At 35.1% G+C, this 18,490-nt stretch carries 25 protein-coding genes; 13 read left to right on the forward strand and 12 right to left on the reverse strand.

The window, feature by feature from the left end; genetic code table 11:
- The first annotated feature begins 393 nt into the window (after positions 1-393).
- A complete protein-coding gene (locus B5P42_RS08650) occupies positions 394-1,206 on the forward strand; it encodes an S-layer homology domain-containing protein (RefSeq protein WP_113734039.1) in 813 nt (270 codons plus the stop codon).
- Positions 1,207-1,290: 84 nt separating this feature from the next.
- The gene (locus B5P42_RS08655) at positions 1,291-1,524 is read left to right on the forward strand and encodes a spore germination protein (protein ID WP_002015747.1); all 234 of its coding nucleotides are present in this window, start codon (positions 1,291-1,293) and stop codon (positions 1,522-1,524) included.
- 169 nt (positions 1,525-1,693) lie between these two features.
- Here the strand turns inward: B5P42_RS08655 and cydB are convergent, their stop codons facing one another.
- Both cydB and cydA read right to left on the reverse strand, forming a co-directional pair.
- Complete coding sequence (cydB, locus tag B5P42_RS08660; protein WP_002129586.1) at positions 1,694-2,722, reverse strand: cytochrome d ubiquinol oxidase subunit II; 1,029 nt, start codon at positions 2,720-2,722, stop codon at positions 1,694-1,696.
- A complete protein-coding gene (gene cydA, locus B5P42_RS08665; protein ID WP_107887316.1) occupies positions 2,712-4,061 on the reverse strand; it encodes a cytochrome ubiquinol oxidase subunit I in 1,350 nt (449 codons plus the stop codon). Before cydA ends, cydB begins: the two co-directional genes overlap by 11 nt.
- 224 nt (positions 4,062-4,285) lie before the next feature.
- Between cydA and B5P42_RS08670 the strand changes: the two genes are divergently transcribed.
- Positions 4,286-4,849 carry a beta-class carbonic anhydrase gene (locus tag B5P42_RS08670; RefSeq protein ID WP_002089163.1) on the forward strand — a complete coding sequence of 188 codons (564 nt, stop codon included), beginning with the start codon at positions 4,286-4,288 and terminating at the stop codon, positions 4,847-4,849.
- Here B5P42_RS08670 and yidD read toward each other — a convergent pair.
- Positions 4,846-5,082: a membrane protein insertion efficiency factor YidD gene (gene yidD, locus B5P42_RS08675; protein WP_002112460.1), complete on the reverse strand. Its 237-nt coding sequence runs from the start codon at positions 5,080-5,082 to the stop codon at positions 4,846-4,848. The two genes, B5P42_RS08670 and yidD, sit on opposite strands and share 4 nt — an antisense overlap.
- Before the next feature lie 128 nt (positions 5,083-5,210).
- Between yidD and luxS the strand changes: the two genes are divergently transcribed.
- Positions 5,211-5,684, forward strand: coding sequence for an S-ribosylhomocysteine lyase LuxS (gene luxS, locus B5P42_RS08680; RefSeq protein WP_001141371.1), 474 nt, complete (start codon positions 5,211-5,213; stop codon positions 5,682-5,684).
- A gap of 61 nt (positions 5,685-5,745) precedes the next feature.
- Here luxS and B5P42_RS08685 read toward each other — a convergent pair whose 3' ends face one another.
- The 4 genes from B5P42_RS08685 to ytzI are packed head-to-tail and all read right to left on the reverse strand — an operon-like array spanning position 5,746 to position 6,627.
- The gene (locus B5P42_RS08685) at positions 5,746-5,976 is read right to left on the reverse strand and encodes a YczI family protein (RefSeq protein WP_016092495.1); all 231 of its coding nucleotides are present in this window, start codon (positions 5,974-5,976) and stop codon (positions 5,746-5,748) included.
- A 24-nt stretch (positions 5,977-6,000) separates the two neighbouring features.
- Positions 6,001-6,231 carry a DUF3953 domain-containing protein gene (locus B5P42_RS08690; RefSeq protein ID WP_016120949.1) on the reverse strand — a complete coding sequence of 77 codons (231 nt, stop codon included), beginning with the start codon at positions 6,229-6,231 and terminating at the stop codon, positions 6,001-6,003.
- 14 nt (positions 6,232-6,245) lie between these two features.
- Positions 6,246-6,476: a DUF3953 domain-containing protein gene (locus tag B5P42_RS08695; protein ID WP_113734040.1), complete on the reverse strand. Its 231-nt coding sequence runs from the start codon at positions 6,474-6,476 to the stop codon at positions 6,246-6,248.
- 1 nt (position 6,477) lies between these two features.
- Positions 6,478-6,627 (reverse strand): YtzI protein, encoded by a 150-nt coding sequence (gene ytzI, locus B5P42_RS08700; RefSeq protein WP_016120947.1) that lies wholly within the window; start codon positions 6,625-6,627, stop codon positions 6,478-6,480.
- Between the two features lie 83 nt (positions 6,628-6,710).
- On the opposite strand from ytzI, the gene B5P42_RS08705 reads away from it, so the two are divergent.
- The 3 genes from B5P42_RS08705 (at position 6,711) to B5P42_RS08715 (ending at position 8,242) form a co-directional block, all read left to right on the forward strand.
- Positions 6,711-7,028, forward strand: a complete 318-nt coding sequence (locus tag B5P42_RS08705) for a hydrolase (protein ID WP_113734041.1) — start codon at positions 6,711-6,713, stop codon at positions 7,026-7,028.
- 84 nt (positions 7,029-7,112) lie between these two features.
- On the forward strand, positions 7,113-7,592 hold the full coding sequence (gene mutTA / locus B5P42_RS08710; RefSeq protein ID WP_002015736.1) for an antimutator 8-oxo-(dGTP/GTP)ase: 480 nt from the start codon (positions 7,113-7,115) through the stop codon (positions 7,590-7,592).
- 113 nt (positions 7,593-7,705) lie between these two features.
- Complete coding sequence (locus B5P42_RS08715) at positions 7,706-8,242, forward strand: DUF3267 domain-containing protein (RefSeq protein ID WP_107887320.1); 537 nt, start codon at positions 7,706-7,708, stop codon at positions 8,240-8,242.
- Between the two features lie 47 nt (positions 8,243-8,289).
- Here B5P42_RS08715 and B5P42_RS08720 read toward each other — a convergent pair whose 3' ends face one another.
- Positions 8,290-8,961 (reverse strand): HAD family hydrolase, encoded by a 672-nt coding sequence (locus tag B5P42_RS08720; protein WP_113734042.1) that lies wholly within the window; start codon positions 8,959-8,961, stop codon positions 8,290-8,292.
- Positions 8,962-9,054: 93 nt separating this feature from the next.
- On the opposite strand from B5P42_RS08720, the gene B5P42_RS08725 reads away from it, so the two are divergent.
- Both B5P42_RS08725 and B5P42_RS08730 read left to right on the forward strand, forming a co-directional pair.
- Positions 9,055-10,173 carry a recombinase family protein gene (locus tag B5P42_RS08725; protein WP_113734043.1) on the forward strand — a complete coding sequence of 373 codons (1,119 nt, stop codon included), beginning with the start codon at positions 9,055-9,057 and terminating at the stop codon, positions 10,171-10,173.
- A gap of 226 nt (positions 10,174-10,399) precedes the next feature.
- Complete coding sequence (locus B5P42_RS08730) at positions 10,400-10,627, forward strand: hypothetical protein (protein ID WP_060750083.1); 228 nt, start codon at positions 10,400-10,402, stop codon at positions 10,625-10,627.
- Between the two features lie 34 nt (positions 10,628-10,661).
- Here the strand turns inward: B5P42_RS08730 and B5P42_RS08735 are convergent, their stop codons facing one another.
- From B5P42_RS08735 to B5P42_RS08745, 3 genes are read right to left on the reverse strand one after another with little or no spacing between them, the layout of a single operon-like run.
- Entirely contained in the window at positions 10,662-11,468 is an 807-nt protein-coding gene (locus tag B5P42_RS08735) for an ABC transporter permease (protein ID WP_113734044.1), read from the reverse strand.
- Positions 11,461-12,225, reverse strand: a complete 765-nt coding sequence (locus B5P42_RS08740; RefSeq protein WP_002015726.1) for an ABC transporter ATP-binding protein — start codon at positions 12,223-12,225, stop codon at positions 11,461-11,463. Before B5P42_RS08740 ends, B5P42_RS08735 begins: the two co-directional genes overlap by 8 nt.
- Positions 12,226-12,236: 11 nt before the next feature.
- On the reverse strand, positions 12,237-13,244 hold the full coding sequence (locus B5P42_RS08745; protein ID WP_113734045.1) for an ABC transporter substrate-binding protein: 1,008 nt from the start codon (positions 13,242-13,244) through the stop codon (positions 12,237-12,239).
- A gap of 120 nt (positions 13,245-13,364) precedes the next feature.
- Here B5P42_RS08745 and B5P42_RS08750 point away from each other — a divergent pair, with 120 nt between their 5' ends.
- The 3 genes from B5P42_RS08750 to B5P42_RS08760 all read left to right on the forward strand — a co-directional run bounded on the left by B5P42_RS08750 (position 13,365) and on the right by B5P42_RS08760 (position 14,738).
- The gene (locus B5P42_RS08750) at positions 13,365-13,661 is read left to right on the forward strand and encodes a DUF3986 family protein (RefSeq protein WP_002034469.1); all 297 of its coding nucleotides are present in this window, start codon (positions 13,365-13,367) and stop codon (positions 13,659-13,661) included.
- Between the two features lie 11 nt (positions 13,662-13,672).
- Complete coding sequence (locus tag B5P42_RS08755; RefSeq protein WP_002034470.1) at positions 13,673-13,903, forward strand: hypothetical protein; 231 nt, start codon at positions 13,673-13,675, stop codon at positions 13,901-13,903.
- Between the two features lie 193 nt (positions 13,904-14,096).
- A complete protein-coding gene (locus B5P42_RS08760) occupies positions 14,097-14,738 on the forward strand; it encodes a YwbE family protein (RefSeq protein WP_113734046.1) in 642 nt (213 codons plus the stop codon).
- 41 nt (positions 14,739-14,779) lie between these two features.
- On the opposite strand, the gene B5P42_RS08765 is transcribed toward B5P42_RS08760, so the two are convergent.
- Complete coding sequence (locus B5P42_RS08765) at positions 14,780-16,033, reverse strand: glycosyltransferase family 39 protein (RefSeq protein ID WP_113734047.1); 1,254 nt, start codon at positions 16,031-16,033, stop codon at positions 14,780-14,782.
- Positions 16,034-16,324: 291 nt separating this feature from the next.
- Here B5P42_RS08765 and B5P42_RS08770 point away from each other — a divergent pair, with 291 nt between their 5' ends.
- A complete protein-coding gene (locus tag B5P42_RS08770) occupies positions 16,325-18,391 on the forward strand; it encodes an LTA synthase family protein (protein ID WP_113734267.1) in 2,067 nt (688 codons plus the stop codon).
- The last annotated feature ends 99 nt before the right edge of the window (positions 18,392-18,490 follow it).

Below are 18,490 nucleotides of genomic sequence, written 5' to 3' on the forward strand. Positions count from 1 at the left end.
CGATTCATGATTCTGTTTTCTAGTGTGTGTTTACGAAAAGTGGGATGGGCGTCTTATTAAAAGGCGCCTTTTTATTGTTTAGTATAGATAGTTATCACTGTTAATATAGTGGAAAATATCTATACTAAACATTAGCAATCTTCCGTATAAAGATTATCAATTTACTATATATTCCAGCGGTGTTAAGCTACATATGAAAGGCTTTCTTTTTCAAAATATTACCCCTAATAAATTTTGAAAGAGTCAACTGTCTCCAAAATTGCCATTTGTGCTTAGCAAAAAAAGAATCCTTCGGGGTTCTTTTTTTGTATTCGAAAGAATATGACAAAATGAATTTATATAATTTGTTATATTGTTAAATGGTTATTATGGAAAAGAGAAGGAGACTTAAGTATGGGATTTAAAAAATTACTTTTAACAGGTGCAATTGTTGCAACTACAGCATTTACTTCAATTGGGACAGCGCAGGCAAGTATAGAGTTTAAAGATGTTCCAAACAATCATTGGTCGTATAAGGCAATTATGGACTTAGCAAATAAAAACATTGTTGCTGGATATGGAAATGGGATTTTTGGATTTGGTGATGATGTAACTCGTGAGCAAGTTGCAGCCCTTATGTTCCGTCAATTAAAGCCAGCAGTAAAAGAACAGTATAATAATCCGTATAAAGATGTTACTGATCGTTCGACTCAGTTTAAAAAAGAGATTCTTGCTTTAACAGAGATCGGTGTATTCGCTGGAGATGACACAGGGAACTTTAGGCCGAAAGATTCGTTAACTCGCGATGAAATGGCACAAATTTTAACAAAAGGGTTTCAATTGCAAATTAGAGGGGATCATAATTTCCCGGATGTAGATAGAAATGGATGGGCGAATCCTGCGATTACTGCAGTTAAATCAAATTATATTACAGCTGGAACTGGTGATGGTAAATTCGCACCTAGAATGCATGTAAGTCGTGAGCAATATGTTCAGTTCTTATATAACGCGACATTACCACTTGAAGAAAGACCAGGAGCAAGACAAGAACAACCACAACCAGAGGTGAAGCCGGAACAAAAGCCAGAACCAAAACGCTTTGCTAACTGTAAAGAAGCAAATGATGCTGGAGTTTACGATATTACAAGAGATAGTCCGTATTACGGTAAGCATTTAGATCGTGATGGCGATGGAATTGCTTGTGAGAGAAAGAAGAGCGGTAAATAAGAAAAAAGCACTCAGCCTGAGTGCTTTTTTCTTATTCACACATGCTATTTTTTTAGGCGATTCTCATAGAATGGGAGTAACGAAATGAAAGTAGGTGATAAAATGCCAGCTATTGTGGAAGGGGTTATTATTGAGAACTGTAATGGGACAATTAACTTAGGTGATAAATATAACGTACATCCAATTGAAAAAACGAAAGCTTATAATGGATCGGGATCTTCAAATACCGGATTAAATGTGAGGACATTCAGTGGTATTAGTACGGCAGATGTAACGGATAACGATGTGTATGACCAAGTAATTCAATCTACGTTATAATTTTTATATGTAAAATTGCATAAAATGATGTGCTTGCCCTGTGATACAATTTAGTTGTGAGCTGTTAGTGATTCTTCTTTATCATAGTTGTTAGATTAGAAATGTAACATCTTATCGAAAATCATACGTAAAATAAAAAAGACACTTCGCTCGAAGTGTCTTTTTTATTTTAGTGATATCCTTTAGCAGAGTCTTTATGAATTTTATTTTTAAATATGCTGTAGCTCCAAAGCTGATATCCAATAACGATTGGTACCATGACGATTGCAACGAAGAACATAATTTTTAAGTTTAATTGACTACCAGCTGCGTTGTATAACGTTGTACTATAAGCGTCGTTAATACGAGATGGTAACATTCTTGGGAACATACCTGCAAAACCAGTTGTCATAAACATTGCGATTGTTAAGCAAACGAATGTGAATGCAAGGCCGATTTTATGTTTGTACACCATAATAAGTGTGAGTACACTCATTAACATTGCAAGTACTGGAAGAATGAATAGTACAGGATATTCCGTGAAGTTTTGGAATAAATTTGTACGATTTGCAGTTGCGACATAGAAGATAGCTAAAATGATAGCAGCTGCCATTGAAAATGGTCTTGCGATTTTATAAGCACGATCAGATACTTCGCCAGTTGTTTTAATCATAATCCAAAGGGCACCAGATACGACGAATATAGCAGTGAAGAAAAGACCACCTAAAATACCATAATGGTTTAGTAAGCTAAGTAAAGTTCCTTCATAACCATCTTTTCCGATTTGCAGCCCGTAATACAGGTTAGCGAATGTAACACCGAATAAGAAGGCGATTAGGAAACTACCAATTGTAAATGCCCATTTACAAGTTTTTTGCCAAATTGGTGAATCGTCTTTATGCATAAATTCAAGTCCAGCGGCACGAGCAAATAGTGCAAGTAATACTAAAAATAGTGGTGTATATAGGTAGCTAAACATATTTGCATATGTGACTGGGAAGGCAGCAAATGTTGCACCACCAGCTGTAATTAACCATACTTCATTACCACCCCAGAACGGGCCGATAGCTTCTTGTAATTGATTTCGTTCTTGTCGGTCTTTCGCAACGAATGGGAAAATCATTCCGTTACCGAGTGCGTAGCCATCAAGAATGAAGTACACTGTCCAAATTACACCCCATAAACCGAACCAGATAATTGCAAGCATATCATGAGACATGAGCTGTACCTCCTTCAGTAGCAGGTTCTTCTAATGCAGCGGGTCCTTTTTTCGCGAACTTCAGCATTAAGTATACGTCTGCAATTAAGAGTAAAGTGTAGAACAATATTAAACTAATTAATGAGAACCAAATTTGTGGAACTGATATAGGTGACACGGATTCTGCTGTACGCATTAGTTTATAAACTGTCCACGGTTGACGACCTACTTCAGCGACAATCCAGCCAGCATTAATTGCGATATATGGAAGTAAAACAGACCACATTGTAATTTTTAAATAACGTTTTGAGTTTTCTAGTTTTCCTTTTCGGTTTAAATAGAAACCGTACCAAGTTAATGCCATAAAGAACATGCCAAGTGCAACCATTAAGCGGAAGCTATAGTACACGAGGTTAACATTTGGACGTTCATCTTTCGGGATATCTTTTAAACCAACAATTTCGCCATCAAATGAGTTTGTATAGAAGAAGCTTCCTAGTTTCGGAATAGTAAGGAATTCAAAGTTTTTTTCGTTTTTTACATCAGGAATTTGAACAATCGAGAATCCTTGTCCTTTTCCAGTTTCCCAAACAGCTTCCATCGCAGCACCTTTAGCTGGCTGGTATTTAGCTGCTGATACACCAGACTGATGACCCATAAACGGTGTAACAGTTGCAGCGAATAAACCTAACATTAAACCAAACTTAAATGATTTTTTGAAGAATTCAACTTCGTTTTTACGTAATAAATGATAGGCACTAATCGCCATAACGAAGAAAGCACCAACGATATAACAACCAATTACCGTATGGAAGAACATGTTCCACGCATATGGATTTGTAACAAGTGCCCAGAAATCATTTAATTCAGCGCGGCCGTTACGTACGACGTAGCCAACTGGGTTTTGCATAAAGCCGTTTGCTGTAATAATCCAAAGGGCAGAAATATTTGTTCCAAGTGCAACCATCCACATACAGAAAGCACGGAACTTTGGTGAGATTTTGTCTTTACCGAATAACCATATTCCCATGAAAGTAGATTCTAAGAAGAAGGCAACGAGTGCTTCGATTGCGAGAGGTGATCCGAAAATATCTCCCATATATTTGGAGTACTCAGACCAGTTTGTTCCAAATTGGAATTCCATCGTAATTCCGGTTATAATCCCCATTACGAAGTTAATTGTAAATAATTTACCCCAGAAATTTGCCATTTTGCGGTATGTTGGATTCAATGTGCGGGCGTATTGAGTCTCCATACATGCTACTAAAATAACAAGTCCGATTGTCAAAGGTACAAATAAAAAGTGATAAAAAATAGTAATTGCAAATTGAAAACGACTTAGTAACAGAACGTCGGACATAATAAATATTCACTCCTTTTTTACATTATCTACAATCAGTTTATAGTGAAAAAACGTTTAAAGTATGTGAGACTTGTTACAAAGGTGTGTGTATATTTTGAAAGAATTATGTCGATTATCTGAAAATATCCTTTTTTTACTATAAAGCAATATCCTTTTTGAGTTTTTCAAATTTTGGTACACTATATATGTAATGTAAATGAGAGAAAAGAGGGTTCTTTACTATGAAGTCATTAGAAGAGATTTTACAATACAATGAAAAATTTGTTGAAGAGAAAAAATACGAAGAGTATGAAACAGGGAAATTTCCAAACAAAAAGATGGTAATTATCTCTTGTATGGATACTCGTCTTGTTGAATTATTACCGAAAGCAATGAATATGCGTAACGGTGATGTGAAAATTATTAAAGTAGCAGGTGCTGTTATTTCACATCCGTTTGGAAGTATTATGCGTAGTATTTTAGTCGCTGTATATGAGCTTGGAGCTGACGAAGTATGTGTTGTCGGTCATCATGATTGTGGTATGGCAAAAATTCAAGCAAGCAGTACAATTGAAAAAATGAAAGAGCGCGGCGTAACAGAAGAGAAATTAGATACACTTCGTTATTCTGGAATCGATTTAGAAAGATTCTTACAAGGGTTCTCTAGTGTAGAAGAAAGTGTAGAACATAGTGTGTCAATACTTCGCAACCATCCGTTACTTCCGGAAGAAGTACCTGTTCACGGTCTTGTTATAGATCCTGACACAGGAAAATTAGATTTAGTTGTAAATGGTTACGAAAATTAAGAATTTACTTTGTCATCCTTTTTATCTGGGACAGGATCAAATCCTCCTGGATGGAAAGGGTGACATTTTAATATACGCTTACATGTAAGCCAAAATCCTTTGAAGGCACCGTGTTTTTGAAACGCTTCTAATCCATAATGAGAGCAAGTCGGATGAAAGCGGCACGTTGGCGGTGTCATCGGAGAAATGAACTTTTGATAAAAGCGTATAATACCGATAAAAATCTGTTTCATAATAGTCTCCTTTTCAGCATAGTCTTAAAGTATTATAGCACGACAGTACATAATTCTTTACTAATGTCGATTTCCGTTATATCATATTGGATATAACGGAATTAAATTAAAAGCGGGAGAGATGTTGTATGCCATCAGTAGAAAGCTTTGAATTAGACCATACGATTGTAAAGGCGCCTTATGTAAGACATTGCGGAGTCCACAATGTAGGTAGTGACGGTATTGTAAATAAATTTGATATTCGTTTCTGCCAACCGAATAAACAAGCAATGAAACCAGATGTTATTCATACGTTAGAACATTTATTAGCATTTAATTTACGTAAATATATTGATCGTTATCCGCATTTTGATATTATCGATATTTCACCAATGGGTTGCCAAACAGGATATTATCTTGTAGTAAGCGGAACACCTACGGTTCGAGAAATCATTGATTTATTAGAACTAACATTAAAAGATGCGGTTCAAATTACAGAAATTCCAGCTGCAAATGAAACACAATGTGGCCAAGCGAAGCTTCACGACTTAGAAGGAGCACAACGCTTAATGAACTTCTGGCTAAGCCAAGATAAAGATGAACTTGAGAAAGTGTTTGGATAAAGAAAAACTGCCTGTGAAAGGGCAGTTTTTTTATTTTGTTAAGAGAAAACTTGCTCTTCTTTTATGAAAGTATACTAGACACTCCAACATATAAAATAAAGACAGAACCGAGAAAATAAACAAATGCTTTTGCTTTTTGCTGCTCTTTTATTTCATCAATTCCAAAAAGGATAAACATAATACTTAAAAGGATAAATACGAATGGTAAAAGCATAGGGAGGTTTGCAAAGAGGTTAAGTAGAGCGAGAATGAGGGCAATAGTAGCTATTATAATTCGAATGTTTTTTAACATATAATCCTCCTTTAAATAGACAAATTAACGAAGTATTTCTGAGATACCTAGACATAAAACTGCTGCACCGACTAAAAAAGCGAGCGTACTACTTACTTTTTTATGTTCCATCATTTCCTCTATACTTACAATGAAAGCCATACCGCCTAAAAAGATAAACATATAAGGCATAATTCCTCTATTTCCAGCAATAAAACCATAGATTGCTATAGATAAAGCGATAAGTGAAAAAGTAATTCGAACTCCTTTTAGCATAAAGAACCCTCCTTCTATTTTATGTAGGTAATGATGAGAACAATCCAAGAGAATGCTCCAGCAACAATGCAAATAAATCCGGTTCCTGAATCCTTCTTTTTTATTTGCTCAATTGCGATGAGAAACATTAAAGATCCTAATAGAAATTGTGAAAGTGGTAGAAAGTTATTTTGACCTGTATAGAGCCCAATTGTCGATATAATTATCACAGTGAGTGCGATTGCGATGCGAAGTATACGAAGCATACTATGATTTCTCCTTATTATTTTTCGAGTAAGGATTATCTTCGGGCTTATCAACAGAATGTTTATATGCGTAGCCTTTATTAATTGTCATGACGGAGAGTACTAATACGATCAGTACGATTATAATGCCGATAATTAATATTTTGAGCATGAAATCCCTCCTTTTCTTTATTTTACATAATTTTGTAATTGATGAAAACAATAGAAATTAAAAGGATGAAAGAAGGGTGTTACATGGAGAATAAAAAAACATATTATATATCAGTTGGAAATGGTCAAATTTCGCAAGTGAAGACGGCGGATACGTATAATTTTGAAATTTATGCAAATGACGAAGAGATTACGGAGTTAAGAGAGTATTTTGATCAAGCGTATGAAGAGGACTTAGGTTCGTATGTACGCTCCCACGTTCCATTCGTTGAGTATCATCACGATTCGAATAATGATCGATATGATGAGCAACTACAAAAAGCATATAAAATGATTTATGAACTAGGGAATCATGAAACGAAAGAATTAGTCGCACAAATGGGAATAATCAATGGATTGTAATTGGATAATATTATGCAGAAAAGCGAGAATATGCTACAATTTGTGTTAGGAAAAACTTGTAATCATCAATAGGGGAGTAATGGCATGTACAAATTTAAAGATTATTACCACAACACTGTACAATTATCGTTTGAACGTTACCCATTTTCTCCTGAGCCAAAGCATGTTTGGGTTGTATGCCGGTACGGGGATCAATGGTTATTAACGCATCATTTACGCCGTGGTCTTGAATTTCCAGGTGGTAAAGTAGAACTCGGGGAAACACCGGAAGAAGCGGCAGTTCGAGAAGTTCATGAGGAAACCGGCGGCATAGTTTCTGATTTAACTTACTTAGGGCAATACAAAGTATCCGGAAAAGACAAAATAATCATTAAAAACATTTATTTTGCAACAATTAGTGCGGTAGAGCAACATACGCATTACGAAGAAACGAAAGGGTCTGTTTTATTAAAAGACATTCCTGATAATATTAAAACTGATAGAAAATTTAGCTTTATTATGCGCGATGATGTATTAGCGCGTACGATGAAACATATAGAAGAAATCGGCTGTTTTACGAAGTAAAGTGGCCGGTTTCTTTTTTTGCGTTCAAGAATAAATGTAAATATATCTTTATATACATTTGGGTATATTATACAATTTTGTGAGGATATCTTTACTTGTTAGGAGGGGAAAAGATGGATAACAGAAAAGAAACAACAGTTTCTGTTTCAATGGTTAAATTAAATTTCTATTCATTTTTTATAATATTCGCTCTGGCGATTGGAATTAGTTATCTGCATACAATTCTTTCAGGCGGGTTTCAAATTGAAATTACGTTACCGATCATGTTTCTTTTTATTATCGCAATGCTTGTTCTCGTTTGTATTCATGAGGCATTACATTTAATAGGATTTCGCTATATCGGAGGTGTTCCGTGGAGTGAATTAAAATGGGGCGTCAATTGGAAATTGGGTGTGGCATATGCTCATTCTAAAAAAGAAATTACAGTAAAGCAAATGAAGAAAGTATTAATGTTGCCATTTTTACCAACTGGAATTTTACCAATTGTATTGGGATTAGCTATGAATCTGGAGCCACTCTCATTTCTAGGGATTCTACTAACAGCAGGCTGCATTGGTGACATTGCTTTATATCAAAAAGTTTCAAAATTTCCAGATGATGCGCTAGTGATAGATCATCCGAGTAAACCGCAGTTTACAGTTTATGAGTAAAGCAGTCCAAAGAACCTCTCTTCCGTAGAGTGGTTCTTTGGACTGCTTTATGTTTTTTTTATTTCCACCTCTAAAAACGAAAGCACCTCTAATAAATCATCCACGACACGTGAATGTTCAAAGTCACCCCAAAATGAATCTCTCTTCCAAACGCCAAGAATCCCTACTTGTTCAGAACCAAGCACATCATTTTCTGGATGGTCCCCAACGTAAAGGCATTCTTCTGCTTTTACGTTTAGCTTTTGTAAAGCCCGTTCGAAAATCTCAGGGTGAAGCTTTTTAATTCCTTCTGCTTCTGAAATGAAAATTGTGTTTGTATACGTATGTATGTTTAGTGCTCGAAGGTTGTTCATTTGAAAATCAGTAAAGCCGTTTGTAATAATACCAATTTTAATGTTTCGCTGTTTTAATTGTTGAAGTAGTTCATGCATGTTTTGGAAAGGAATACAATGATGTTGGAAGTTTGTAATGTAGTCGTGCAGCAGTTGCTCTTGCGTTAAAGTGGTAATGTTGTATTCGCAAAGGAGAGTGGAATATACCTTATCTTTCCACGTGTAACCATTACTGTCGAGTTCGAGAAAACGAGAGCAATACTCGAATTTTTCTATGTTTATCAAATGAAAGGCGAAGCGATTATATTGATCACGAATAAATTGCTCTAAAGATTGACGACGATCTAATAGTGTTCCATCTAAGTCAAATAAGACTGCTCGAATCATGGGAAACCTCCATACAGTTTTTATAATTAATTATCGCATATTCGTTAAAAAATGATTATGATATTTTTGTAGAATGGAATAATGGAGGGGCGTATGAAGAAACTGTATGGCAAGTTAATGTGTTTTATGATTTCAACGGGCTTAGTAGCTGGATGTGATATGTCGGAGCAAACTTCGAAAAGAGAGAAAAAAGATATGTGCGAAACGACAGAAGAATGCACACAAATAGGTGATAAAACACTTCAAAAAATATATAAAAAGATAGATGGGCTTTCAGAAATTGAAGTACTAGAGGATTATGATTTAGAAGGACATTCAAGTAACGATATGAAAGAAGCAGAAATGAAAAAAAAGGATGATGAAAATTATTTCTTTTTAGCTTCTTATTATATCGATGGTGATGAAATTGTAGATCCTTATTTCGATAAACTAGATCGCAAACGATTGAATAAGGCTTTTGCGGAGGATAAGGACGCGAAAGAAGAAGTATTAAAGCAACGTCAAGATAGGGATTATCATGAATCGTTATGGGAGATGTATAGCACGCTTATTCCTGCTAAGTATCGCACTGACATAAAAGAGTTTGATATGGTAACAGATGGATACGATGGAATTGTGGCTCATGTTATGCCGAGTATGGAGTATCCGAAAGAGTGGACCATTAGTTTAGATACGCTTGATTCTGCAGTAAATATCGATCAAGTGATGAAAACATTAATACATGAGACGGCTCACGTATTGACGCTGGGACATAAACAAATACCAGTAAATGAAAAGTACTTAAAGGCTTTTGAAGAAGATAAAGATATTTCATCATACCAAAATAAATGTAAATCTCTTTTCTTACAAGAAGGATGTGCGAAGGAGAGCTCTTATATAAATCAATTTTATAATTCTTTCTGGAAACCAATTAACCAGGAGTGGACAGAAAAGAAAGTGGAAGAAAGCGAAGAAGCTCAAATTGAATTTTTTAAGGAAAAGCATGGTGAGTTTGTTTCACTGTATGGGACGACGAATGTAGCAGAGGATATTGCGGATACATTTACAGCGTTTATTTTACAAGATTCAAAAAAGGTGAAAGAAGGAACAGAATTAAAATATAAAAAAATTGCTTTCTTCTATCAATTCCCCGAGCTTGTAAAAATGAGAGCGGAAGTGTTAGCGGGATTATATGATGTTTCGAAAACGATAGAACAACCAAGTGGACACTAATGCGAATTATGTGTTCGATATATTTTAGCCAAGGGAAAACGTGAAGAATTGTAGTTCTTTGCGTTTCTTTATGTTGATAAAATTGAAAATTCTGTCTTTTTTAAAAAAAGAAGAAGGAACTGAATCATTAAAATAGAATTAGTATAAAAACGTCACAAATTAGACACAATTATAATGCGCATAGTATAGGGGCTATAAGTTTACTCTCGAGGAGGTAATGAAACGTATGAAAACGATTCTTGCTGTTGCTGGTCTCATTTGGGTAATGTCTCACGGTTTTCCGATTTTTGAAGGGGAGCAAATTCGTAGTGCATTAAATAAAGAGTTTAATGATTATCATATTATTGATCGAAAAGATAATGTCGTTACGGTGCGTGTGAAAGATTGTTTCCATACAGTTACGGTTGCTAATGGGAATATTGCAGATGATTCGAAAATATGTGATAAAAGGTAGAAGAAAGAAGCTGACTCTAGCGTATCGCTCTAAGTCAGCTTTTTTTTCGTTTTCCAATAAGGAGTTTTTCAAATGCCTCGACAAATACATACATAAGAGTTGCGAGGACGCAAGTGAGCAATACACTGAGCAAGACGATTGTGAAGTTAAAGACTTGGAATCCGTAGCTAATTAAATAGCCAAGTCCTTGTTTAGAAACGAGGAGTTCCCCGAAAATAACACCGACCCATGATAAGCCAACATTCACTTTTAACGTTGAAATAATTGCAGGGAAAGATGAAGGGAGAATAACGTGCTTATAGCATTGCCATTTATTTGCGCCGAATGTGTCCATGACCTTAATATAGTTGGAATCGACTTCTTGAAATGCGCTGTAAATAACGAGAATGGTAATGATGATAGAGATGATTACCCCCATTGCGATAGAGGATGAAATATTTGGACCGAAAATAACAATGATGATTGGACCGAGTGCAACTTTTGGCATTGCATTTAGGACGACGAGATAAGGATCAAGTACGCGGGCCAAAAGTGGCATCCACCAAAGGAGAGTAGCAATAATAGCTCCAAGTACAGTTCCGAGAATGAAGCCTACTCCTGTTTCAAGTAATGTCGTCCATATGTGGGCCCAAAGTGAACCGTCAATCCATTTCGTTAAAAAGAGATCCCAAATACTTGAAGGAGAACTAAAGAGTAAAGGATCAATCCATTCTTTTTTACTAGCTATTTCCCATAGTGCAAAGAAAAGAACAAGAAGTACAAGCTGTAAAGAGCGAGCTAACCATGCATGTTGTCTTTCTTTTTTTCGAAACTGTTCATGTAGTTGTTTTATATTATCCAAGTCGTTCCAGCTCCTTCCATATTTCTTGGAAGAGGGATGGGAAGTCATGGTGGTGGCGTGCTTCTAACGGCGATAAGGAACGAATACTTTCTGGGACGATGAATGTTTTTGCGATTTTTCCAGGGTTCGCCTGCAGTAAATAAATACGATCACTCATCGCAATTGCTTCTTCAATATCATGTGTCACAAGTAGGGATGTTTTCTTATAGTTACGTAGTAATGTGAAGACGAGATCTTCTAGTTTTAATTTTGTTTGATAATCAAGAGCGGAAAATGGTTCATCTAACAATAAAATTTTTGGGTCGGTCGCTAATGTTCGAACGAGTGCAGCACGTTGGCGCATACCACCGGATAGTTCACGAGGGTATTGCTGTTCTATATCATATAGGCCGACTTGTTTTAAAAGCTTTAATGTATGTTCTTTCGTATTTTCATCATAAACCTTCCGAATATGAAGTCCGAGCATAATATTTTCTTCAATTGTTTTCCACGGAAACAAGTAATCTTGCTGGAGCATATAGCCCATAGAGGGGGTCTTACTTGTAATCGGTTCACCATCTAAAAATACGATACCTTCAATTGGATCAAGTAGACCTGCGATGATGGAGAGGAGCGTTGTTTTTCCGCAACCACTTGGACCAAGGATTGAAATAAATTCGCCTTCGTCTACTTGCAAACTCATATCTTCAAGAATAAGTTTGGCATTTTCTTTTGCAAAAAAGCAGTGAGAAACGTTACGTATTTGTAAAAAGCTCATACACTTCGCCTCTATTTCTTAATAACGCTTTCGGCAATTTTTGTATTGACGAGCGCTTCATGTGGAACTTCTTTTTGTAATTCACCAGATTCTTTCATAATCGTTTGGAGTTGTTTCCATTCTGCATCATCTAATAATGGATTGGTCGCATAAGAATGTTGTTTTTTGTAGCGCTCAATTACTTTTACTGAAATGTCTTTTGAAGTGTCTTTAAATAGTGGTGAAACGGCATCGGCAATCTCTTCTGGACTATGTGTATCAACCCATTGCTGCGCTTTATATAGTGCGCGCGTGAATTTTTCTGCAGCAGCTTTATCTTTCTTTAAGAAACTTTCTTTTGCCATAAACGTTGTATAAGGGACAGTACCAGATTCAGCTCCGAAAGACGCGACGATATAACCTTTTCCTTCTTTTTCAAGTATACTTGCAGTCGGTTCAAAGAGCTGTACAAATTCTCCCGTACCAGATGCAAAGGCATTTGCAATATTAGCAAACTCGATATTTTGAATTAAGTTCGTATCTTTGCGAGGGTCAATGCCATTTTTCTTTAAAACGTATTCACCAACCATTTGCGGCATGCCGCCTTTACGCTGTCCTAAAAACGTAACGCCTTTTACATCGTTCCAATTAAAAGAGTCTAATTTTTTACGGGAAACTAAAAATGTACCATCTGTTTGTGTAAGCTGCGCAAAATTAATGACAGGATCTTTTGCTCCTTGTTGATGAACATAAATAGACGTTTCTGAACCAACGAGAGCAATATCAATTCCGCCAGATAAAAGGGTGGTCATCGTTTTATCTCCGCCAGCTGTTGTTTGTAAGTCAATATTTAAGCCTTCATCTTTAAAAAATCCTTTTTCAATTCCAACATATAATGGTGCGTAGAAAAGAGAGTGTGTAACTTCGCCAACGCGAATTTTTTGAGCTTGTTCTTTCGTACTTTCCTTTGTACTACTACAAGCAGCGAATGTGAAAATAGCTAGTAACATGATGCAAAAAACGGTTATTAATTTTTTCACTATATGACACCTCCTAGAAGTCAATCTACAAGCATAATATGTAGGTAAGTGCCCATATGTGAGTATAGATAGCAGGAATTTTTCGGGTAATAAAGAAGTACAAATATAAGGGGTGATAAAATGGATTACGAATACGATGATAGCGTACATTTACATCTTGATTATTTCGGAACTGAATGTGATATGGAATCGATTGCTTATAAGAGGAAGCATGAAGACGTGTGGGATGTGTATTTTAATTTTGGAGTATACGGTCTTCAGAAAGAGGAGATAGAGACAGGTCGGTTTATGGACGAATATGCTGGTTATTACGTTTTTTCTGTACATGCTCGTGATTTGAGCTGGGAGTTTGGAAGTGCTCAGTTTGAGGAATGGGTTTTGAAGAACCATATAGTAGAAAGAACGCTTCAAAAATAGGGAGGAATTTTGTGTTTGAATTTCTCATCTTATTGCTTATTTGTGTAATTGGAATTTACATCATGCAAGTGCTCACTTACCGATTCGCAAAGAAAAATATTCATAAATATAAGGAAATGAAATGGATTCATATGTGGCTAGACATGACTATGAAAAAGGGTCCGAGATTAGATTTGTTTGATTTTGTACTTATAGTAATCGTAAGTATCATATGGAAAATATGGATGCTTCCTCTTGTATAGTAAACATGCTAATCATCGTATCCTAATAAATAACGAAAAGAACCTGTCATATGACAGGTTCTTTTCTATTTGTAGCATGTAGTGTTACATGGAAAATCCAATGTATACGACAAATTACGACAAAGGGGTTTATACATATTTGTTATTCTATTAAAGGTCATTATTTGTAATGTATATATAGGAGGATTTTTTAATGTTAAAAAAATTATTATTATTTTTACTTACGGGCTTATGTGTAGTTGTTTTAACAGCTTGTAAAGATGAAGAGGAAAAGCTGAAGGCAGCGGAAGAACAGAAAATAGATGAGAAGAAAGTTGAAGAAGATAAGAAGGTAGAAGAGCAGCAAAAAGTAGAGGAAGAAAAACGTAAGCAAGAAGAGCAACAAAAAGTAGAAGAAGAAAAACGTAAGCAAGAAGAGCAACAAAAAGTAGAAGAAGAAAAACGTAAGCAAGAAGAGCAACAAAGAGTAGAAGAAGAAAAACGTAAGCAAGAAGAGCAACAAAGAGTAGAGCAAGAAAAACGTAAGCAAGAAGAGCAACAAAGAGTAGAGCAAGAAAAACGTAAGCAAGAAGAGCAACAGAAGATTCAGCAACAGCAGTCTGCACAACAAGAGAGAACACAAAAACAAGAAAAAACAACAGAAGCAACAGGTGGGAAACCGACAAGATCACAAATTTCGGTTGGTTCACATGTAGTTATTCAATTAGGTAAAGATTATAGTAAAACAGTGAGTGGTGTTGTGAAAGATATTTTAACAAACACGGAAACACATACGTACGGAATTAAGGTTCGATTACAAGATGGACAAATTGGCCGTGTTCAAAGTGTTGGATAAATAAAAAAGAGGTCGTCCATCTTTGGACGACCTCTTTTTTATTATGCTTGGTTAGTGCGGAAAAATGGAAGCTTCTGCACAGCGTAAACTAACCCATATGCAAGAATTAAGCACATAAGAGGGTTAATGAAAAATCCGTAGCGATTAATCGCTAAGAATAAGTTTGAGAAGATGATGTAAATAACAGAACTTGCTACTAGCATCATAACGCGCTTATGCTTAAATGAATTTAGCATGAAACAGAAACTGCTCAAGAATGTGCCTATGATGAAGACTCTATGACACATTTGCATAAATTTATGAATATGGTATTGGTCTACAGCAGGAGCTGTTTTGAATAATTCAATTGTTTTACCAACAGTGAACCAAGAGAACCAATATGTGAAGTCCGTTTTAAATCCATTTTTGATTAAATCTTTTGCGTATGCATTTTTATCATCTAAGCCCTGGGCTTTCATTTGGTTAACTACATTTTCATAGCCAATTTTGTTAAATGGATCTGCACCGGCAATTAATGGGTCCGCACCTTGGGTTGAGAATAAGATAAATTGATTGAACGCTAAATAGTTACGAACAACCCAGGCACCGATAATAAAGAATGGGCCAATGATCCATAATAATCCAATTCGAATTGAGTCTTTAAATCCATATGTGAACAAGACGACAAGAACAGGAATGAGCATCATTGGAGCTGGATTTGGGCGGAACATAAGTAAAATGGAAACGACAATTCCAAACCATATATGGAATTTTGCTTTATTGTATTTCCATGCGAGAACAAATACATACACGCTTAACGATAATAAGAATATTGAAGGAACTTCTGTTAGTAATGTACGGAAGTATGTATAGTTACTCGGATACATAGCATATAAAATACTTGCGACAATTCCATAAATATTCTTTTCAAATAACTCTTTCCCTATTAAGAATACTAATAACACTGTGCCGAGGTTCAGTATCATATTAATAACAGTTGCCACGTAATAGTAAGGAAGTGATGTAACATCAGAAATAATCATAGCGCCAGCTAATAATAGCGGCTGACCTGGTGTGATGTATGCATTTTTTCCAGGAACTTCACTAGGCTCCAAATAAACATATCCGAAGACACCGTGTTTTAGTAACTGTTCAGCTGTTAACGAATAGTTGAACGCATCATTTGCACCATATGTTACTTTGACTACCTCTCCATTTAATCCTGGTTGTTTTACTAGACAAAAAACGTGCAACAGGAAAGAAAGCGCCAAAATTACATATACCGCTTTAGGCAAATTTTTAAACTTATTTAACAAAAATGAGCAGCTCCTTTTTTATTAATTCTTTCTTATTTTCATGATAAAACCCTAATAGCATTAAGGTTTTCCAAAACATAGTTATTATATCATAAAGTGGAATGAAGGAATTTAGTTTTTTAAGAATGGATAGTTGGTATTCCAAAATTAAACTGTTGATTAAGGGAGAATTAAGAAACTACAGTTATAGTAGAATCCAGTGTGAAGACGAAATGCATGAAGTATGTTATCTTAATAGAAACTGTTTTTACGGTGCGGGGTGAAATTAATAAACAGAAAAGAGGGAATGAATTGAGGTGTGATTTTTCATTTCATCAGCCAAGAAGAAGTATATTAATTTCAGCGATGTTAAGTGGCCTAGTAACCCTATATGTAATACCCACACTTTTCTTGATTTTAAAATATTTTAGTTTAGATACGATGAAAGATATGTTAAATCAAAAAATTGTCTTAAGTATAATGACAATTTTGATGTGGATTGTACTATTGTATGTTGCGCATTTGAATAAAGATATTGTTAATAAATTCAAACGGATTATTAGGATTTATATTAGAATGTTTTTAGTAGCGCATGTGGTTACTTTGCTTTTTATTTTCACGCAAAATAATATGAATCTCGTAAATACACTGAATTGGATTTACAATTATAATGCACAGTTTATATTTAGTTTAATTGTAATTTATGCGATATATGTTTTGGTGTATAACGTGCTTGGGAAAGTTTTTTTGAGTACTATTTTGACAAGCATTTTGCTAATCATTTTGGCTATTGTAAATCACTTCAAAATTGTTTTTAGGGGAGACCCACTATATCCTTCTGATTTTACACAGATTGGACATATGCAATCTGTTATACCAATGGTGATGGATTATTTTAGTTGGGGTTATATTCTTCTCGTTATTGTAAGTGTTGTTGTCTGTATTTTGGCGGGTATGTATGTGAGGAAGTATATTCAAAATGTAAAAGTTCATGCAGGCGTACGAGTTCTATTTATAATAGGATCCGTTTTTATTTTATATGTGTATGGTAATTTTACGAATACGTTTATGAATAAATGGTTTCAAAAGTCAGGTATAGAGTTCGTTTTGTGGAATCAAAATGAAAATTATGCTTCAAATGGTTTTGTGCTAGGATTTATAAGTAATTTAGATACGACAGTCATTGAAAAGCCGAAAGATTATTCAAAAGAAAATATGCTTCAAATAGCAAACCATATAAAGAAACAATATAGTAGCAATATAGGGGCGCAGAAGCAAAAAGAGAAACCGAATATTATTTTTGTAATGAGTGAATCGTTTTGGGATCCAACGAAGTTAACGAACCTGTCCTTTAGTGAAGATCCTTTACCTAATTTGCATCATTATATAGAAAGTTTTCCTGGTGGACAAACTATTTCTCCTGCATTTGGAGGAAATACTGCGAACGTTGAATTTGAGGTATTAACGAGTTATTCAATGAGTTTGTTAAAACCAGGATCTATACCGTATCAGCAAGTTGTTACAAATAAGAAAGAAATTCCATCAATTCCTCGAGCTTTGAAAAAAGAAGGGTATTATACAAGTGCAATTCATTCGTTCGGTCGCTCATTCTTTAAAAGGGATGATGTATATAAAGTGTTAGGGTTTGATAAGTTTAATGCACAAGATACGATGGAAAATGTAGAAGTTGATGGAGATTATATTAGCGATTTATCTATGAGTAAAGAGATAATAGCTGAATTAGAGAAGCAAAAGAAACCTACGTTTGTTCATGCAGTTACGATGCAAAATCATTTTCCATTTACAGAAGGAAGATTTGGTGAAAATCAAATAGAGATTAGTGGATTAGAAAATGAAGAGTCGAAGGCTGAATTAGAGACTTATACAGAAGGGTTAAGACGTTCAGATGAAGCTCTTCAATATTTAATAGAGGAGCTAGATAATTTAGATAGACCTACATTATTAGTATTCTTTGGGGACCATCTCCCATCACTAGGAACAAATAAATCTCTTTATAAAGAGACTGGTTATATAACAAATGAAAAAACGCCAAGTGAACGATTAGCGATGGCGCAAACGCCGTTATTAATGTATGCAAATTTTGATATGCCAAATGACAATTTAGGTTTAGTAAGTCCAATCTATTTTTCAAATCTTGTCTTTGATTATGTTGGATTAAATAAGGTACCGTTCTATCAATTTTTATCGAAGTTATATGGAGAAATTCCCGTACTTCGTGATGAATTGAAGATAGGAAAAGACGGAGAAGCAATAAAAAGTTTAACAGAAAAACAAAAAGAAATGTTAAAGCAATATGAGTTTATTCAATATGACTTACTCATCGGAAAGCAATATAGTAAGGATATATTATTTAAATAGGCGACAAAAAAGAACTTGTATACGATACAAGTTCTTTTTTCATAGTATTTAACGGGATAACCAGACAAGCTAGGTTTAGGGAGTATTACTTGTACATTT

It is taken from the genome of Bacillus sp. SRB_331 (assembly GCF_003264175.1).
Classification (GTDB): Bacteria; Bacillota; Bacilli; order Bacillales; family Bacillaceae_G; genus Bacillus_A; species Bacillus_A mycoides.

Bases quoted from the DNA above. Each gene is read 5' to 3' on its own strand.
- B5P42_RS08705 (WP_113734041.1), top strand. From the start codon at position 6,711: ATGGAGAATAAAAAAACATATTATATATCAGTTGGAAATGGTCAAATT.
- B5P42_RS08650 (WP_113734039.1), top strand. From the start codon at position 394: ATGGGATTTAAAAAATTACTTTTAACAGGTGCAATTGTTGCAACTACA.
- ytzI (WP_016120947.1), bottom strand. From the start codon at position 6,627: ATGCTCAAAATATTAATTATCGGCATTATAATCGTACTGATCGTATTA.
- B5P42_RS08715 (WP_107887320.1), top strand. From the start codon at position 7,706: ATGGATAACAGAAAAGAAACAACAGTTTCTGTTTCAATGGTTAAATTA.
- B5P42_RS08750 (WP_002034469.1), top strand. From the start codon at position 13,365: ATGGATTACGAATACGATGATAGCGTACATTTACATCTTGATTATTTC.
- B5P42_RS08685 (WP_016092495.1), bottom strand. From the start codon at position 5,976: ATGTTAAAAAACATTCGAATTATAATAGCTACTATTGCCCTCATTCTC.
- B5P42_RS08670 (WP_002089163.1), top strand. From the start codon at position 4,286: ATGAAGTCATTAGAAGAGATTTTACAATACAATGAAAAATTTGTTGAA.
- B5P42_RS08690 (WP_016120949.1), bottom strand. From the start codon at position 6,231: ATGCTAAAAGGAGTTCGAATTACTTTTTCACTTATCGCTTTATCTATA.
- B5P42_RS08725 (WP_113734043.1), top strand. From the start codon at position 9,055: ATGAAGAAACTGTATGGCAAGTTAATGTGTTTTATGATTTCAACGGGC.
- B5P42_RS08760 (WP_113734046.1), top strand. From the start codon at position 14,097: ATGTTAAAAAAATTATTATTATTTTTACTTACGGGCTTATGTGTAGTT.
- B5P42_RS08655 (WP_002015747.1), top strand. From the start codon at position 1,291: ATGAAAGTAGGTGATAAAATGCCAGCTATTGTGGAAGGGGTTATTATT.
- yidD (WP_002112460.1), bottom strand. From the start codon at position 5,082: ATGAAACAGATTTTTATCGGTATTATACGCTTTTATCAAAAGTTCATT.
- B5P42_RS08730 (WP_060750083.1), top strand. From the start codon at position 10,400: ATGAAAACGATTCTTGCTGTTGCTGGTCTCATTTGGGTAATGTCTCAC.
- B5P42_RS08720 (WP_113734042.1), bottom strand. From the start codon at position 8,961: ATGATTCGAGCAGTCTTATTTGACTTAGATGGAACACTATTAGATCGT.
- cydA (WP_107887316.1), bottom strand. From the start codon at position 4,061: ATGTCCGACGTTCTGTTACTAAGTCGTTTTCAATTTGCAATTACTATT.
- B5P42_RS08740 (WP_002015726.1), bottom strand. From the start codon at position 12,225: ATGAGCTTTTTACAAATACGTAACGTTTCTCACTGCTTTTTTGCAAAA.
- mutTA (WP_002015736.1), top strand. From the start codon at position 7,113: ATGTACAAATTTAAAGATTATTACCACAACACTGTACAATTATCGTTT.
- B5P42_RS08695 (WP_113734040.1), bottom strand. From the start codon at position 6,476: ATGCTTCGTATACTTCGCATCGCAATCGCACTCACTGTGATAATTATA.
- cydB (WP_002129586.1), bottom strand. From the start codon at position 2,722: ATGTCTCATGATATGCTTGCAATTATCTGGTTCGGTTTATGGGGTGTA.
- luxS (WP_001141371.1), top strand. From the start codon at position 5,211: ATGCCATCAGTAGAAAGCTTTGAATTAGACCATACGATTGTAAAGGCG.